General features: G+C 63.2%; 1 protein-coding gene. It reads right to left on the bottom strand.

Annotation, left to right across the window (positions count from 1 at the left end):
* Positions 1 to 43 precede the first annotated feature (43 nt).
* Positions 44 to 18,049 carry an Ig-like domain-containing protein gene (locus tag FHC48_RS20685; protein WP_220420582.1) on the bottom strand — a complete coding sequence of 6,002 codons (18,006 nt, stop codon included), beginning with the start codon at positions 18,047 to 18,049 and terminating at the stop codon, positions 44 to 46.
* Positions 18,050 to 18,088 lie beyond the last annotated feature (39 nt).

Here is an 18,088-nt window from a genome sequence, read left to right as displayed (position 1 = left end):
GAAACGCCAAAAGGCCGCGGGGATCGCTCCCCGCGGCGTTGTTTTACGCAATTAACAGTTGATGGTTCGCCAGCAGCGTCGCCAGATCCGTCTGCACGCCGTTCAGCGTCACCAGGGTGGTTGGCGAGAACTGACCGCCGGTACCGTCCAGGTCAACCTGGATCTCGGTATTGCTGCCGTTCTGCACCACGCGGATGTAATCGCTGATATTGCCCGCGCCGCTGTCCAGCGTGGCCACGCCGTTCACATAGCTCGCCGAGCCCGTGCCGGTATAGCCGCTGCCGGAGAGCAGATCGCGCAGGTCAATACGATCCGTGTCCGCCGTCCCTTCCCAGGTGCCGACCGTAAAGCCGTTCACCACGTCGTGACCGTTACCGCCCGTGGCATCCGAAGCGTTGATCAGCTTGTAGAGCAGCGTATCGTGACCGCCGCTGCCGATGTTGAAGGTGTCGTTTCCGCCACGGCCTTCGAACCGGTTATCACCGCTGTTGCCGGTGATGACGTCGTCGTAATCCGAGCCGTTAATCCCTTCAATGTTCAGCAGACGCGTGGTGCCGAAGCCGGTGTCCTGCGCGGTTGAGAGGCGCAGGTCAACGGTCACGCCAGAGGTCGCATTGCGGTAATCCACCACGTCCATCCCGCCGGTGTTGCTCCAGGTGTCATGGTCGGAATGGGTAGTCCAGCCGCCGGAACCGTTGTAGGTATACGTGCCATTTTCGGCGATGAAGGTGTCGTTATACCCGGTTCCGGTAATGGTTCCGCTGTGGCCGCCGGTGGCCGCTTCGGCCGTCAGGACGTAGCCCTCTTTGCCGTTGCCCGCCTCCAGACCGCTCCAGGTGACGTTATCCGACACGCCGTTGGTGATCTTCAGGATCTCGGCCGAATAGGTTTCATTCGGATCCAGCCCGTAGAAGCTCACCAGCGCGGACGTATCGTTCGACCCGATACCGGACTGGGCGTTGATGATCTGCGAGGCCACCAGCACGCCCGCGGCGTTGTAGAGGTTGACCGTATTGCCGTAGTAGGCGTTGATGCCCTCGCTGTCGACAATGTGCAGATGCATCGCGGTGCCGTCAGCAATGGTTTTGCTGTTTTGCACCAGCACCACCTTGCCGTTCTGCTGAGAGACCAGCAGGTCCTGCGCGCCGTCCCAGTTGTAGTCCACTGCCGCCACGCCGGTGGCGTAAGCAATGCCGGACGCCAGCTGGCTGGCGGTCCAGGTGGAGCCGTAGCCGTTGTTGGTGAACAGCGTCGCCGTCTGCGAGCCGCCGTAGGTGCTGAGCTTGACGATGTCCATCTGCCCGTCGCCGTTCCAGTCCACCGCCACCGACAGATAGCCCGCCGCTGCGTTAGACGCCTCCACCGCGCTCTTGGTGGCCGAGAACTTCCCGGTACCGTCGTTGTAGTAGATCACCCCGCCGTTGTTGTTGTAGCTGCTGCCCAGGTACAGATCCATGTAGCCATCGCCGTTGAAGTCCGCCCACGTCATGGACGCCGCCGTGGTGGTATTCGAGGCATTGGGCACAAACACGTTCGTCAGGTTCTGACCGATGGAGAGTGTGCCGTTGCCGTTGTTGTTGATCACGGTTAACGAGTACGCGCCGCTGCGGTTGGTGTGCTGAACCACATCCACGGTGCCGTCATTGTTAATATCGACGCCGGAGATTTCACGCATGGTGGTGAACTGTCCCCAGAACCCCGCGCCGCCGTAGGTGCCGTCAGGCGAGAGTACCCCGTTTTTGTTGATCAGATAGGTAATGGAGTCCGCGCCGGAGTCACCGTACGCCAGGTCCAGATACCCATCCCCGGTTTTATCGTAGGCAATCACGCCGCCGTACCAGATGGTGGTGCCCATTGCCAGCTGGCTGGCGTTATAGGTGCTGCCATCGTAGGTCCACATCACCTGCGTTGACCCGGCGTAGGTATTTTCCGTCGCGAAAATGTCCTGCGTGCCGTTACGGTCAAAGTCGGCGGCGGTCTGGCTCACCACGTAGTAGTTACGGGTGTTAGTCAGCGTATTGCCGGCATAGGTCGAGCTATCGCTGCTGGAGTAAGACTGGCCGTTAGCGATGATATTCCACAGACCGCTGCTGTTCATGCCGAGGGTCATGGTGGAGTTGTTGCTGTTCCCCGCCGTGGTTGCCCAGTCGGTGTTCACCGAGGTGGTATCAATCACCAGGCTGCCGGTCGCCGTACCGGTGGTATTGCCGTTACCCGCGCTGCTCTTCACCTGCGCGGTCACGCTGTAGCTCGCCACGCCCAGCGCATCGCCGTCCGGGATCTGCAGATACCAGGTGTTGTGATCCGGGTCGACCACCACCGCACCGCCCGTCTGGGAGGTGTAGGTTTTGCCGTTCACCGTCACCACCAGGTATTCACCGTTCACCAGGTCAGCGGAGACGGTACCGCTGACAATCGGGGTGGTATCCGACGTGGTCTGCGCGGTAATCGCCGCCGTGGTGGTTGGAATGCTGGTATCGACGTTCAGCACAAAGCCGTCCGATTCCGTGTAGTTTCCGGCCCTGTCGGTGACGCGCACGATGTAGGTGTGATTCCCGTCGCTCAGGCCGTTGTCCTGGAAGGACCAGCTTGCGCTGCCGTTCATGGTCACCTGGCCGAGCAGAACCCCGTCACGGTAAAGCTGCACGATCTCGCCGTCGTCCGGGGCGCGGTTCAGCGTCCCGTTGATCAGCGGCGAGTTATCGTCCGTTGCCACCGCGCTGCCAAAGGTGCCCTGACGCTCGCCTTCGCCGTCGGTATAGCTCACGACCGTACCGACCGTGGTCGGCGGCGTGGTGTCTACCGTGACGACCTGAGACGCGGTGGAACCCACGTTGCCCGCCTGGTCGATAATCCGCACCTGGTAGGTGTAGTCTCCATCAGGCAGATCGCGGGTATCGGTGTAGCTCCAGCGCTGGTTGGTGACCGTGGTATCGAGCCAGGTATTCCCACCGTCCAGGCTGATCTGCACGCGCTCGTCGTTTGCCAGCGCGCTGCCCAGCGAACCGTTGATGGTCAGCGTGGTGTCCATGGTGATGAAATCACTCCCGGACTGGCCGGTATCGTCGCTGATGCTGTCGATGGTAACGCCGTACTGCGGCGCCTGCGTGTCCACCGTCACCGCCTGCGAGGTGGTGGCCCCGACGTTACCCGCCTGGTCGACAACCCGCACCTGATAGTTATGGCTGCCGTCGGTCAGGGTACGCGTATCGCTGTAGCTCCACTGGGTGCCGCTGACGGTGGCGTACACCCAGGTCGTGCCGCCGTCCATGCTCACCTGCACGTACTCGCCCACGCCGAGTTCAGCGCCGAGCGTTCCGTGCAGGGTGTACGAGGTCGAACTGGTCAGGAAGTCGTTATTGTCGAAGCCGGTATCCACGGTGATGTTATCCACCGACACCGTGATCGCCGCATCCGGAGCAATCGTATCGACGGTCACCTGCTGATGGGCGCTGGCTCCCACGTTACCGGCGGCATCCACCACGCGAACGTAGTAGTCATAGGTCTGGTTACCCAGCGTGCGGCTATCGACGTAGTACCAGCTGTTGCCGGTGACAATCACGTTCTGCCAGGTGACGCCGCCGTCGAGGCTGATCTGGGCGTATTCGCCGTCGGCCAGCGTCGCGCCGAGCGAGCCGTGCAGCGTCAGGGACGTGTCGCGAGTGATAAAGTCGCTGCTGCTCAGGCCGGTATCGTCGCTGATGCTGTCGATGGCGATCGTTTTGCTGGCGTCCGGTGCAACCGTATCAATGGTCACCACCTGAGAGGCGGTGGCGCTGATGTTGCCCGCATCGTCAATCACGCGCAGCAGGTAGTTGTAATCCCCGTCGGCCAGCGTGCGCCCATCGACGTACGTCCAGCTCAGGCCGCTGACGCTGACGTCGATCCAGGTGACGCCGCCGTCAAGGCTGATCTGCGCGTGGTCGCCGCTGCCCAGCGACGCGCCGAGCGTGCCTTTAAGGCTGATCTGGTTGTCGCTGGTGATAAAGTCGCTGCCGGACAGGCCGGTATCCTGCGTAATGGAATCCACGGTAATGGTGGTTGCCGCAGGCTTCGTCAGGTCAATCACCACGTCCTGGCTGTCCGTGGCCCCCACGTTGCCCGCGTTATCAATCACGCGGACCTGGTACTGATACGTCCCGTCCGTCAGGGTGCGGCCATCGGCGTAGCGCCAGGTGGTGCCGGTCACGGTCAGGTCGATCCAGGTGACGCCGCCGTCGAGGCTGATCTGCGCCTTCTCGTTATTGCCGAGCTGCGCGGTCAGCGAGCCGTTGACGACGACCTGGCTGTCGTTAGTGATGAAATCCGTTGCGCTCAGGCCGGTGTCGTTTTGCAGCGAATCAATGCTGATCCCCATCGACGGCGCGGTGAGATCCACCGTGACGGTATGGTTATCGCTGGCGCTGTTGCCGATGGTGTTGCTCACCTGCGCGTTAATGACGTAAGAACCGCCGTCTGCCAGCGCGGCCACGTCAGCGCTTCCCACCGTGTAGCTCCAGGTACCGTCATTCTGGACGGTAGCCGCATAGGTTTTACCGTTCAGCGTGATGGTCACCGTCTGGCCTGCCGGCGCATCGGTGGTGCCGCTGATGACCAGCGGCGTGCCGTGCTCGGCGGCGTTGACGATGTCGTCCTGCGCAAAGGCGTTAATGGTGATGGTTGGAACATCGCCGTTCAGCGTCACGTCGTGCGTTGCGCTGCCCGGGTTGCCCGCCTTGTCGCTCACCGACGCGGTGATGGTGTACTCCCCGTCGCTCAGGCCGAGGAAATCACGGCCCGGCACGAAGACCGACCACGATCCGTCCGCCCCGACGGTCGCCTGATAGCTGTGCCCGTTGAAGGAGACGGTCACCGTCTGGCCCTGTTCCGCCGTGGTCGTGCCGCGGATGGTCTGGCCCGCCAGCTGCTCCGCGTTGTTGACGATATCGTCATCGGCCACGGTGCTGATGGTCACGGTTGGCGCGACGGTATCCACCGTTAAGGTGTGCGTGGTCTGGCCGCTGTTACCGGCTTTGTCGTTGACCGAGGCGGTGACCGTCAGCGCACCCTGGCTCAGGGTGGCCAGGTCGGCTGCCGGCACGTCGAGCGTCCAGGTGCCGTCGCTGCCGACAAGCGCAGTGTAGGTTTTTCCTCCCAGCGTCACGGTAACGGTCTGACCCGCCTCCGCGCTGGAAGATCCGTGCACGGTCAGCGGCTGCTGCGCTTCCGCGGCGTTCAGCATGTCGTCAACCGACAGCGTCCCAATGCTCACCACCGGCGCAGTGGTATCCACGCTGATGCCGTGCGTTGCCGACGCGCTGTTGCCCGCGCTGTCCTGTGCCGACACCGATACCTGATAGCGTGCGCCATCGGCCAGAGCGCCCACGTCGGCGGCCGGTACGGTGGTCGTCCAGGTGCCGTCGCTCTGGATCGTAGCCGTATAGGTCTTGCCGTTCAGGGTCACGGTGACCTGGGTCCCGCTGGCGAACTGCGCGCTGGAACCGTTAATCACCAGTGACGAACCGGCTTCAGCCGCGTTGATGACGTCGTCACCGCTAACGGTGTTCACCGTCAGCGCCACGGAGGCGGTGTTGACCACCACGTCATGGGTCTGGGTGCTGCTGTTACCCGCGCTGTCGGTAATGGTCGCGCTGAGGGTCACGGTGCCGTCGGTCAGCGCGGAAATCACGCTGGCCGGAACGCCCACGCTCCAGTTGCCGCTGGCATCAACGGTGGTGGTGTACTGGTGCGAACCGAGGGTGATAACCACTTTATCACCGACGTTCGCGCCGGTTGCCGACCCGCTGACGATCTGCGCCTGGCCGTGCTCCACGCTGTTAATGACGTCATCGCCCGCCACCACGTTAAAGCTGACGGTCGGCGGCGTGGTATCAAGCGTAATCGTCTTACCCGCGCTGCCCGGGTTCCCCGCGGCGTCGCTCACGCTCACCTGCACGGTGTAGCCGCTATCCGCCAGTGCGGTCAGATCGCTGCCCGGCACGTTCACGCTCCAGACGCCGCCCTGCTGCACCTGGGCGGTATAGCTCTTCCCGCCCAGCGTCACGGTGACCGTCTGCCCGGCTTCCGCCGTGGTGGTGCCGGAAATGGCCACGCCCGCAGCCGCTTCGCTGGCGTTAATCACGTTATCGCCTGCGACCGTATCAATGGTCACGGTTGGCGCAGTGGCGTCCACGCTGTATTCGCGGCCCGCCGAGGCGCTATTGCCGTGCGCGTTGGTGACGCTCACCTGCACGCTGGCGTCACCGTCCTTCAGGCCCGCGAGATCGGCGGAAGGCACGGTGGCCGTCCAGTTACCGTCGGCATCCACCTTCGCGGTGTACGTCTTGCCGCCGAAGGTAACGATAACGGTCTGGTTTTCCTCCACGTTCGACGTGCTGCCGGAGAGCACCAGATCCGCGCCTTTTTCCGCCGCGTTAATCACGTCATCGGTGGCAATCGCATCGATGCTGATAGCCACCGCCGCCAGATCGACGGTCACGTCATGGCTGATGGTCACCGGGTTGCCCGCCGCGCTCTGGCCTGCAACGGTCACGGTGACCGTACCTGCTGCGAAGGCCGCGACGTCTGCCGCCGGGATCGCCGCGCTCCAGGAACCGTCTGCCAGCACGGAGGCCGCATAGGTTTTGCCATTGACGGTCACGGTGAGCGTTGTGCCTGCCGCCAGCCCGTCGCTGGTGCCGGAGACGATCAGGTTTTGAGTATGTTCGATGCTATTGATCACATCGTCGCCCGCTACCGTATCAACGCGCAGGCCCGGCAGGTTAGCGTCGATCGCGATCTCGCGCTCGCCGGTCCCGGTGTTGCCATGGCCGTTGGTGACGGTTGCTGACACGGTCAAATCGCCATTGCCCAGCGCCGTCAGGACGGACTCCGGCACGTTCACGGACCAGGTCAGATCGTTCTGCACCGTTGCGGTGTAGGTGTTGCCGCCAATGGTCACGTTGACGGTATTGCCCGCTTCCGCGTTCGTTACCTTGCCGCTGAGGGTCTGGCCCGCGGCCACTTCCGCCGCGTTAATGACGTTATCGCCCGCGATGGTGTTGATGGTGACGCCCGGCAGCGCGGTATCCACCTGCAGATTCGCGGTGTTGCTCACGCTGTTGCCCACGCCGTTGGTCGCGGCCGCGCTCAGGGTGTAGTTGGCTTCGCCCAGGCTCGCCAGATCCGCCGCCGGGACCGTCATGCTCCAGGTGCCGTCTGTCGCGGTCGTCGCCGTGTAGTTTTTGCCGTTGAGGGTCACGGCCACCACGGTGCCTTCTGCCAGGTTGGCGCTGGTGCCGCTGACGCGCAGATCCTGACCCTTCTCTACCGCGTTCAGCACGTTATCGTCGCTGATGGCGTTGAAGCTGACCGAAGGCAGACCGGTATCGACGGTCACGTTATGCGTGCCGGTGCCGGTATTGCCCGCCGCGTCGGTAACCGATGCCGTGACGGTCACGCTGCCGTCGCTGAGGCCGGAAATCACGCTTGCCGGAACGCCCACGCTCCAGTTCCCCGCCGCGTCCAGCACGGTGGTATACGTCTGGCCGCCGATGGTGACGGTGACCTTATCGCCCGCTGCCGCACCGGTGGCGGTACCGCTGATGATGTGCGCCTGGCTGTGTTCTGCGAGGTTAATGACATCGTCGCCCGCCACGGTATTGATGGTCACCGCAGGAACGGTCACATCCACCGTCAGGTTGTGATCAACCGATGCCGGGTTGCCCGCCTTGTCGCTTACCGATGCGGTAACGGTCACGCTGCCGTCCGTCAGGGCCGCAACATCGGCCGCCGGAACGTTCAGCGTCCAGCTGCCGTCCGCGCTGACGGTGGTGGTGTAGTCTTTGCCGTTCAGCGACACGGTGACCGTCTGGCCCGCTTCGGCGGTGCTGGTGCCGGACACGGTCAGTTCGCTCTTCGCTTCGGCGGCATTCAGAATGTCGTCCGTCGCCAGGGTGTTAATCGTGACGGTCGGCGCGGTGGCATCCACGCTGTACTCACGTCCCGCCGAGGCGCTGTTGCCGTTCACGTTGGTGACGCTCACCTGCACGCTGGCATCGCCGTCCTTCAGGCCAGCCAGATCCGCAGACGGTACGGTCCAGGTCCAGTTGCCGCTGTCGTCTACTGTCGCACTATAGATTTTGCCGTTCAGGGTGATGGTCACGGTCTGCCCGGCTTCCACGTTGGTAGTCGCACCGGAGAGCACCAGATCCGCGCCCTTCTCCGCCGCGTTAATCACGTCGTCGGTCGCAATCGGATTGATGCTGATGGCAACGGTCGCCAGATCTACCGTCACATCGTGGCTGATGGTAATCGGGTTACCCGCTGAGCTGTCGCCGGTAACGCTGATTTTGACGGTGCCTTCCGGCCACGCGCTCACGTCCGCTGATGGAACAGCCGCGCTCCAGCTGCCGTCCGCCAGCACCGTCGCCGCATAGTCTTTACCGTTGACGGTGACGGTCAGCGTCGTGCCCGGCGCCAGCCCGTCGCTGGAGCCGGTGACGATCAGGTTCTGCGCGTGCTCGATGCTGTTGACGACATTGTCGCCCGCCACGGTATCCACGCGCAGTCCCGGCAGGTTAGCGTCGATAGCGATCTCGCGCTCGCCGGTCCCGGTGTTACCGTGGCCGTTGGTAACGGTCGCCGTCACGCTCAGGCTGCCGTTACCCAGCGCCGTCAGCACGTCAGACGGCACGTTGACAGACCAGGTCAGATCGTTCTGCACCGTTGCGGTGTAGCTGTTGCCGCCAATGGTCACGGTCACGGTATTGCCCGCTTCGGCATTCGCCACGGTGCCGCTCAGGGTCTGGCCTGCGGCCACTTCCGCCGCGTTGATGACGTTATCGCCCGCCACGGTGTTAATGGTGACCGTTGGCAGCGCGGTGTCCACCAGCAGGTTCGCGGTGTTGCTGACGCTGTTGCCCACGCCGTTGGTGGCGGTCGCGTTCAGGGTGTAGTTGGCCTGACCCAGACCGGCCAGATCCGCCGCCGGAACCGTCAGGCTCCAGGTACCGTCTGCCGCCGTCGTCGCCGTGTAGTTTTTGCCGTTCAGGGTCACGGTCACCACGGTGCCTTCCGCCAGGTTGGCGCTGGTGCCGCTCACGCTCAGATCCTGACCTTTTTCCACCGCGTTCAGCACGTTATCGTCGCTGATGGCGTTGAAGGCCACGGACGGCAGACCGGTATCGACGGTCACGTCATGGCTGCCGGTGCCGGTGTTGCCCGCCGCGTCGGTGACGGACGCCGTGACGGTCACGGTGCCGTCGCTGAGGCCGGAAATCACGCTCGCCGGGACGCCCACGCTCCAGTTCCCCGCCGCGTCCAGCACGGTGGTGTAGGTCTGGCCGCCGATGGTGACGGTCACCTTATCGCCCGCGGCCGCGCCGGTGGCGGTGCCGCTGATAACGTGTGCCTGGCTGTGTTCAGCCACGTTAATCACATCGTCACCCGCGATGGTGTTGATAGTGACCGCAGGAACGGTCACATCCACCGTCAGGTTGTGGTCCACGGACGCCGGGTTACCCGCCTTGTCGCTGACCGATGCGGTCACGGTGACGCTGCCGTCGGTTAATCCTGCCAGATCGGCCGCCGGAACGTTCAGCGTCCAGCTGCCGTCTGCGCTGACGGTGGTGGTGTAGTCTTTGCCGTTCAGCGACACGGTGACCGTCTGGCCCGCTTCGGCGGTGCTGGTACCGGAAACCGTCAGATCGCTCTTCGCTTCGGCGGCGTTCAGAATATCATCCGTCGCCAGGGTGTTAATCGTGACGGTCGGCGCGGTGGCATCCACGCTGTACTCACGTCCCGCCGAGGCGCTGTTGCCGTTCACGTTGGTGACGCTCACCTGCACGCTGGCGTCGCCGTCTTTCAGACCCGCCAGGTCGGCGGCTGGCACCGTGGTCGTCCATTTGCCGTCGGCGCCTACGGCTGCGGTGTAGCTCTTGCTGCCGAAGGTGATGGTAACGGTCTGGTTTTCCTCAACGTTCGAGGTCGCCCCGGAGAGCACCAGATCCGCGCCCTTCTCGGCGGCGTTAATCACGTCGTCAGCGGCAATCGCATCGATGCTGATGGCAACGGTCGCCAGATCCACCGTCACATCGTGGCTGATGGAAACCGGGTTACCGGCGGTGCTCTGGCCTGCAACGGTCACGGTGACCGTACCTGCTGCCAGGTCACCCACATCCGCAGCCGGGATGGCCGCACGCCAGGTGCCGTCGGCCAGCACGGTGGCCGGGTAGGTTTTGCCGTTTACGGTGACGGTCAAGGTGGTACCTGCGGTCAGGCCATCGCTGGATCCGGTCACAATCAGATTCTGCCCGTGCTCGATGCTGTTGATCACGTCGTCGCCCGCCACGGTATCCACGCGCAGGCCCGGCAGGTTAGCATCGATCGTGATATCGCGCTCAGCGGATCCGCTGTTGCCGACGCCGTTTGTCACGCTGGCGGTCACCGTCAAATCGCCGTTGCCCAGGGCGGTCAGGACAGATTCCGGCACATCGACGGACCAGGTGAGATCGTTCTGCACCGTTGCGGTGTAGCGGTTGCCGCCAATGGTCACGGTCACGGTGTTGCCCGCTTCGGCATTCACCACCTTACCGCTGATGGTCTGGCCGGCAGCCAGCTCGGCGGCGTTAATCACGTCGTCGCCCGCTATGGTGTTGATAATCACGCCCGGCAGAACGGACTCCACGTTTACCGTGTGCGACGCGCGGGTGCTGTTGCCGACGCTGTCCGTCGCCGAGGCGGTGACGGTATAAAGCGCCTCGCCCAGCTGACCGACCTCACTCGCCGGAACGGTGGTGGTCCATTTTCCGTTATCGTCCACCTGCGCACTGTACGCTTTGCCGTTGAGCATCACGGTCACTACCGCGCCTGCCGCCAGGCCGGACGCCGTACCGGAGATCGTCAGATCCTGGGTTTTCTCGGTGCTGTTGATCACATCGTCACCGGAAACGGTGTCAATGGTCAGCCCCGGCGCGGTCAGGTTCACCGCCACACCGTGCGTGGCGCTGTTGCTGTTGCCCGCTTTATCGGTCAGCGCCGCGGTAATAGTGTAATCCCCGGCGGCCAGCGCGGTAACGTCTGCCGCAGGCACGCCCACGCTCCAGTTGCCGGAGGCATCCAGGGTGGCGGTGTACGATTTGCCGTTGAGGGTGACGGTGACCACGTCGCCCGCCGCCGCGCCGGTCACGGAGCCCGTGACAATCAATGCCTGCGCGTGCTCGGCGCTGTTGATCACGTCGTCGTCGGACACGGTGTGAATGGTCAGCTGCGGGACGGTGGTATCGACCAGCACGTCGCGATCCGCAGAGGCCGGGTTGCCCGCCTTATCGGAGACCGCCGCGCTAATGGTGTAGTTACCGTCGGTAATCGCGCCGACATCCGCGGAAGGCACGGTCACGCTCCAGCTGCCGTTTGCCTGCACGGTGGTGGTGTAGTCCACGCCGTTCAGGGTCACGGTGACGGTCTGGCCCGCTTCGGCGTTGGTTACACCATTAACGACCAGATCCTGCTGCGCCTCGGCCGCATTGATGATGTTATTGTCGCTGACAATCTCGATAGACACCGTCGGCGCGGTGGCGTCCACGCTGTACTCGCGGCCTGCCGACGCGCTGTTGCCGTTCACGTTGGTGACGCTCACCTGCACGCTGGCATCGCCGTCCTTCAGGCTGCCCAAATCGGCAGACGGCACGGTGGCCGTCCAGTTGCCGTCGGCATCCACCGTCGCGGTGTACGATTTGCCGCCGAAGGTGATGGTAACGGTCTGGTTTTCTTCCACGTTGGTGGTGGAGCCGGACAGCACCAGGTCCGCGCCTTTCTCCGCCGCGTTAATCACGTCGTCAGAGGCAATCGGGTTAATGCTGATGGCGACTGTCGCCAGATCCACCTTCACGTCATGGCTGATGGAAACCGGGTTGCCCGCCGCGCTATGACCTTCAACCTTCACGGTAACCGTGCCCGCGCCGAGCGCGCTGACGTCGGCCGCCGGAATGGCCGCCGTCCAGGTGCCGTCCGCCAGTACGGTGGCCGCGTAGGTTTTGCCGTTGACGGTGACGGTCAGCGCCGCGCCCGTTGCCAGACCGTCGCTGGAACCGGTGATAATCAGATTTTGAGCGTGTTCAATGCTATTGATCACATCGTCGCCCGCCACGGTATCGACGCGCAGGCCCGGCAGGTTGGCATCAATGGTGATGTCGCGCTCGCCGGTGCCGGTGTTGCCGTGGCCGTTAGTGACGCTGGCTGACACCGTCAGATCGCCGTTACCGATGGCGGTTAAGACCGAGGACGGCACGTTGACCGACCAGCTCAGATCGTCCTGAACCGTCGCGGTATAGGTATTGCCGCCGAGGGTAATAGTGACAGTGTCACCGCTCGCCGCACCGCTCACTTTCCCGCTCAGGGTCTGTCCGGCAGCCACTTCCGCCGCGTTAATCACGTCGTCCGTTGCGACCGGATTGATGGTGACCTGCGGCAGCGCGCTGTCAACCAGCACGCTGTGGCCGGTGCTCGCGCTGTTGCCCGCGGCGTCAGTTACGCTCGCCGTCACGGCGTAGCTCGCTTCGCCCAGCGCCGAGACGTGTGCCGCCGGAACGGTCACGCTCCAGTTCCCGCTCGCGTCGGTGGTGGCCGTATAGTTAATCCCGTTCAGGGTCACCGTAATGGCGGTTCCTTCCGGCTGGTTGCTGGTGCCGGACACCTGCAGATCCTGACCTTTCTCGGCCGCATTGATCACGTCGTCAGCCGCCAGGGTATTGATGGCGACCACCGGCGCGGTCAGGGAGACGTCAAATTCGTGCGTCGCAGTGGCGCTGTTACCGGCTTTGTCGGTGAGGGTCGCGGAGATCGTCTGGTCGCCGTTGACCAGCGCGCCCACGTCCGCCGCCGGAACGCCCACGCTCCAGCTGCCGGACGCGTCCAGCATGGCGGTGTAATCTTTACCGTTCAGGGTCACGGTAATCACGTCGCCCGCCTGCGCGCCCGTGACCTTACCGGAGACGATCAGCGCCTGGCCGTGCTCGGCAATATTCACGATGTCGTCGCCCGCGACGATGTTGAAGCTAATCTGCGGTACGGTGGTGTCCACCAGCACCGATGAGCCCGCGCTGGCCGGGTTACCTGCTTTATCGGACACGGTCGCCGTGACCGCGACGCCGCCGTCGGTGATGCCCGCGAGATCGGCCGCAGGCACGTCGAGCGTCCAGCTGCCGTCCGCCTGCACCTGCGCGGTGTACTGATTGCCGTTGAAGGTCACCGTGACCGTCTGGCCCGCTTCGGCAGTAGAGGTCCCGCTCAGGGTCAGATCCTGCGCCGCCTCTGCCGCATTCAGCATGTTATCGCCGCTGATGGTGTTGATGGTCACCGTCGGCGCGGTGGTGTCGACGCTGAATGCCTGCGCCGAAGACGCGGCGTTGCCGTTCACGTTGGTGACGCTGACCTGCACGTTGGCGTCGCCGTCTTTCAGGCCGCTCAGATCGGCAGCCGGAACGGTCCAGGTCCAGTCGCCGTTGACATCCACCGTCGTGGTGTACGTTTTTCCTGCGAAGGTAATGATGACGGTCTGGCCCGCTTCAACGTTGGACGTGGTGCCGGACAGCACCAGATCCTGGCCTTTTTCCGCTGCGTTAAGGACGTTGTCGTCGGTCACGCTGCTGATGGTGATGGCAACCGGCGCGAGATCGACGTCCACGACGGTCCCGATAGCCACCGGGTTGCCGGAGGCATCCTGCGCGCTTGCCTTGATATCCAGCGAGCCATCTGCCCACTGGGACACGTCCGCCGCCGGTACCGCCGCCTGCCAGGTGCCGTCCGCCAGCACCGTTGCGGAATACGCTTTTCCGTTGATGGTCACGGTGACGGCGCTGCCCGCCGCCAGATCGGTGCTGGTGCCGGACACAATCAGGTTCTGAGCGTGCTCAATCACGTTGATCACGTCGTCGCCTGCGACCGTATCAATACGCAGCCCCGGAAGCTGGGCGTCGATGGTGAAGTCGAGCGAAGAAGAACCGGTATTGCCGTGCGCGTTGGTGACGCTGGCCGATACGGTGAGATCGCCGTTGCCCAGCGCGGTCAACTGGCTCTGGGTTAACGGCAGGCTCCAGGTGAGATCGTCCTGCACGGTGGCAGTAAAGGTCTGGCCGCCAAGGGTAATCGTGACAGTGTCACCTGGCTCCGCATTTGTCACCTTACCGGTCAGGGTTTGCCCTGCCGCCACTTCCGCCGCGTTAACGATATTGTCGCCCGCCAGCGTGTCGATCGTTACCACCGGCAGCGAGCTGTCCACCAGCACATCGTGCGAGGTTGAGGCGCTGTTGCCGACGCTATCGGTGACGTTCGCCGTCACGGTGTAATTCGCTTCGCCCAGCGCCGAGACGTTTGCCGCCGGAACGGTTACGCTCCAGTTTCCGCTGGCGTCAGCGGTAGCCGTGTAGTGAACGCCGTTCAGGGTCACCGTAATGGTCGTGCCTTCCGGCTGGTTGCTGGTGCCGGAAATCTGCAGATCTTCGCCCTTCTCGGTCGCGTTGATCACGTCGTCCGCCGCCAGCGTGTTGATACCGATAACAGGCGTCACGGTATTCACCACCACATCCAGTGAACTGCTTCCGGTATTGCCGGATCGGTCGGTCACGGAGACGTCGATGGTCCAGGTACCGTCCGTCAGCCCCTGCACGACAGACGCGTGCAGGCCAAGGCTCCAGTTGCCCGCCGCATCCACCACGGTGGTGTAATCGACGCTGTTAATAGTGATAGTCACCCGATCGCCCGCTGCCGCCCCGGTGACGGAGCCGCTCAGGATCTGAGCCTGTGCATGGGCGAGCTGGTTAACGGTATTGGTGTCGGTGACGAAGTGGTTGATGGTCACCTGCGGCACGGTCGCGTCCACCAGACCCACGCGGTCGGCGCTGCTGCTGTTGCCCGCCACGTCGCTTACGGTGGCCGTCACGGTCACGATGCCATCGTTGAGGGCACCGACGTCAGCCGCCGGTACGATCAGCTGCCAGGTTCCGTCCGTCTGAACCGTGGTCTGATACGTTTTGCCGTTCAGCGTCACGGTGACCGTCTGGCCCGGTTCCGCAGTACTGGTGCCGCTTAAGGCTAAATCCTGCTGCGCCTCTGCCGCATTGATGATGTTATCGCTGGTGAGGTTATCGAGGGTAATCGCCGGCGGCAGCGTATCCACCGTGACCACGCGCGACGCGTCGGCACTGTTACCGTTGACGTTCGTGACGCTGACGCTCACCTGCGCGCGCCCGTCGATCAGGGTTTCCATGGCGCTGGCGGGCACGGTCAGGCTCCAGGAGCCATCCTGCTGCACCTGGGCGGTAAAGGTCTGGTCGGCGAATTTCACCACCACGGTCTGCCCCGCCTCCACGCCCTGCGTCTTTCCGGAGAGAGTTAAATCGGCACCTTTTTCTGCCGCATTCAGCAGGTCATCGCCGGAGACGGTATCAATGGTGACCGCCACGGCGTTGAGATCGAGTTCAATCGGGTGTTCAGCCGCAACGGTATTGCCCCAGGCATCTTTTGCGCTGACGCTAACCGTCACCTCTCCCGCGGTCCAGGCCTGCAGGTCCGCAGCAGGAACGCCAATGCTCCAGCCGCCGCTGGCGGTAACCACGGCGTTATATTCGACGTTGTTAATGGTGACGACGATCGGCGTGCCCGCGGCCAGGTGGGTGCTGACGCCGGTGACGGTCAGATCCTGCTGCTGTTCGATGGCGTTGACCACGTCATCGCCGGAAATGGTGTTCACACGCAGGCCCGGCAGCTGTGCGTTGATGTTGATATCGCGCTCGCCGGTACCGGTATTGCCGTGCGAATTGGTCACCGACGCGGTGAAGGTTAAATCGCCGTCGCCGAACGCCTTAAGATCCGCTGACGGGATTTTCACGCTCCAGGTCAGATCGCTGCCCACCGTGGCGGTGTAGCTCTTGCCGCCCACGGTGACAGAAACGGTATCGCCCGCCGCCGCGCCGGTAACGCGACCGCTGAGGGTTTGATCGACACCCGCTTCGGCGTTATTGACCAGGTTGTCGCCCGCAAAGGTGTTGATGATCACCTGCGGCAGCACGGTATCCACCAGCAGCGTCGCCCCGGCAGAGCCGCTGTTACCCACGCTGTCAGTGCCGCTGACGCTGACGGTGTAGAGGGTGTTCGCCAGATTCAGCACGTCGGAAACCGGCACCTGGACCGCCCAGATGCCGTTTTCAACGGTGGCCTGATAGCTGACGTTGTTCAGCGTCACGGTAATGGCGCTGCCGTCAGGCAGGTTGCTGGTACCGGTCAGGCTCAGCGGCTGCATCGCCTCCTGGGCATTCAGCACGTTGTCCTGGCTAATGGCGTCAATCGTAAATTCTGGCGGGTTGCCGCTCAGCGTAATACCGTGCGTGGCGCTGCCGGTGTTGCCCGCCGCGTCGGTCACGGATACTGAAATCGTGTGGTTGCCTTCACCCAGCGCGCCCAGCACGGATGCCGGAACGCCCACGCTCCAGCTGCCGTCCGCCAGCACCACGCCGGTGAAGGACTGGCCGCCAACGGCCACGGTGACCACATCGCCTGCCGACGCGCCGCTCGTCTGCCCGGAAATAATCTGCGCCTGGCCCTGTTCGCTGGTGTTCAGTATGTTGTCGCCCGCCACGGTATCGATGGTGACCACCGGCGCGGTGGTATCCACCGTGAAATCTGCGGTGACAGACGAACCGTTGCCCGCTTTGTCGCTGACGTTCACCGTCAGGGTGTGATTACCCTCGTTGAGCGCCTGCACGTCGTCCGCAGCAAGCGTGACGGACCAGGTACCGTCGCTGCCCACCGTGGCGTTGTAGTTTTTACCGTTCAGCGTGACCGTGACGATCTGACCGGCTTCCGCAGTCGTTTTGCCGGTCAGCGTCAGCGGCTGGCTGTGCTCGGCGGCATTAATGATGTTGTCCTGCGCGAGGGTATCGACAGAGAGGGTTGGCGCGACGCTATCCACGCCGATTGTCTGGCTGCCGCTCACGGTGTTACCTGTCGCGTCTTTGCCGATGACGTTGACCGTCCAGGTGCCATCGCCCAGGGCCTGCGCGTCAGCCGCGGGCACGTTAACACTCCACGTCCCGTCAGCCCCCACTTCCGTCGTATAGGTTTTACCGTTCAGCGTCACGGTGAGTGCGGTACCTTGCGCCAGATTCTTGCTGGCACCGGAGAGCGTAAAGCCCGCGGATTGCTCGCTGGCGTTAAGCACGTTGTCGCCCGCCGTGGTAGCCAGCGTAATGGCAGCCTCGGCGGTCGAGACCGTTACGGTAATGTTGCCCGCATCGGTGGTTTTACTGCCGTCGATCTGCACCACCGACCAGGTGTGTTCCCCGTCCGTCTGGGTCGGTAATTTTACCGTCCAGGTGCCCTCTTTACCGACCATGGCGCTGGCGATGGTGCTGCCGCTGCTGTCTTTGATCTGGATGGTCGCGCCCGGCTGGCCGGTACCGCTAAAGGTTGGCGTGTTGTCGTCCGTGATCGCGTTTGCTGTCAGCACGCCCTGCTTGTCGCCCGCTTTATCCGACAGCAGGAAGGTTGGCGTGGCGCTTTCCACTTCTTTCGTATTATCAATAACTTTTGTTTTAGTCTCGCCGTCGCCGCCGTTTGCCAGCAGCGCCCCGATGGCACCGCCGCCTAATGCAGCTCCCGCAATCCAGCCCCACGGGGCGTCGCTTAAGACGCTTCCCTGCTCGAGGAAAGGTTGAATGCTGCTAATCGGTGTGGCCTGCGCGGTTAGCTCGGTCACCGCCACGCCTGACGCTTCCCCGGTATCGGCAAAAGAAATATGCGTCAGTTCCTGACGATCGTTGAACACCAGCTCTGACTGGTTGTGCGTCTCAGGATCTTCAACAAAATAGTTATTGCAGCGAATCACGCTGCCATCTTTCATATAAATGAGGAGGTCTTTACCCTGGCGGACATATCGCACCACATCCTGAGCAGAACCCTGGATTTCAATCACGCTCGGGGAGGAAATAGAGACCGACAAATTTCCTTCGCCGGTTAATTTCGTTTTCTCCGCCGTTTTGCGAATGATGACATCAACAACCTTTATGTTACTCATATTTCTCTCCTTGCAGGTGTGCGGATTCCTGTGGATATG

This window comes from Enterobacter sp. EC_50, from assembly GCF_019584525.1.
Lineage (GTDB): Bacteria > Pseudomonadota > Gammaproteobacteria > Enterobacterales > Enterobacteriaceae > Enterobacter > Enterobacter roggenkampii.
Note: the sequence above shows the minus strand (reverse complement) of the source record. Positions and strands in the feature narration are given on the sequence as shown.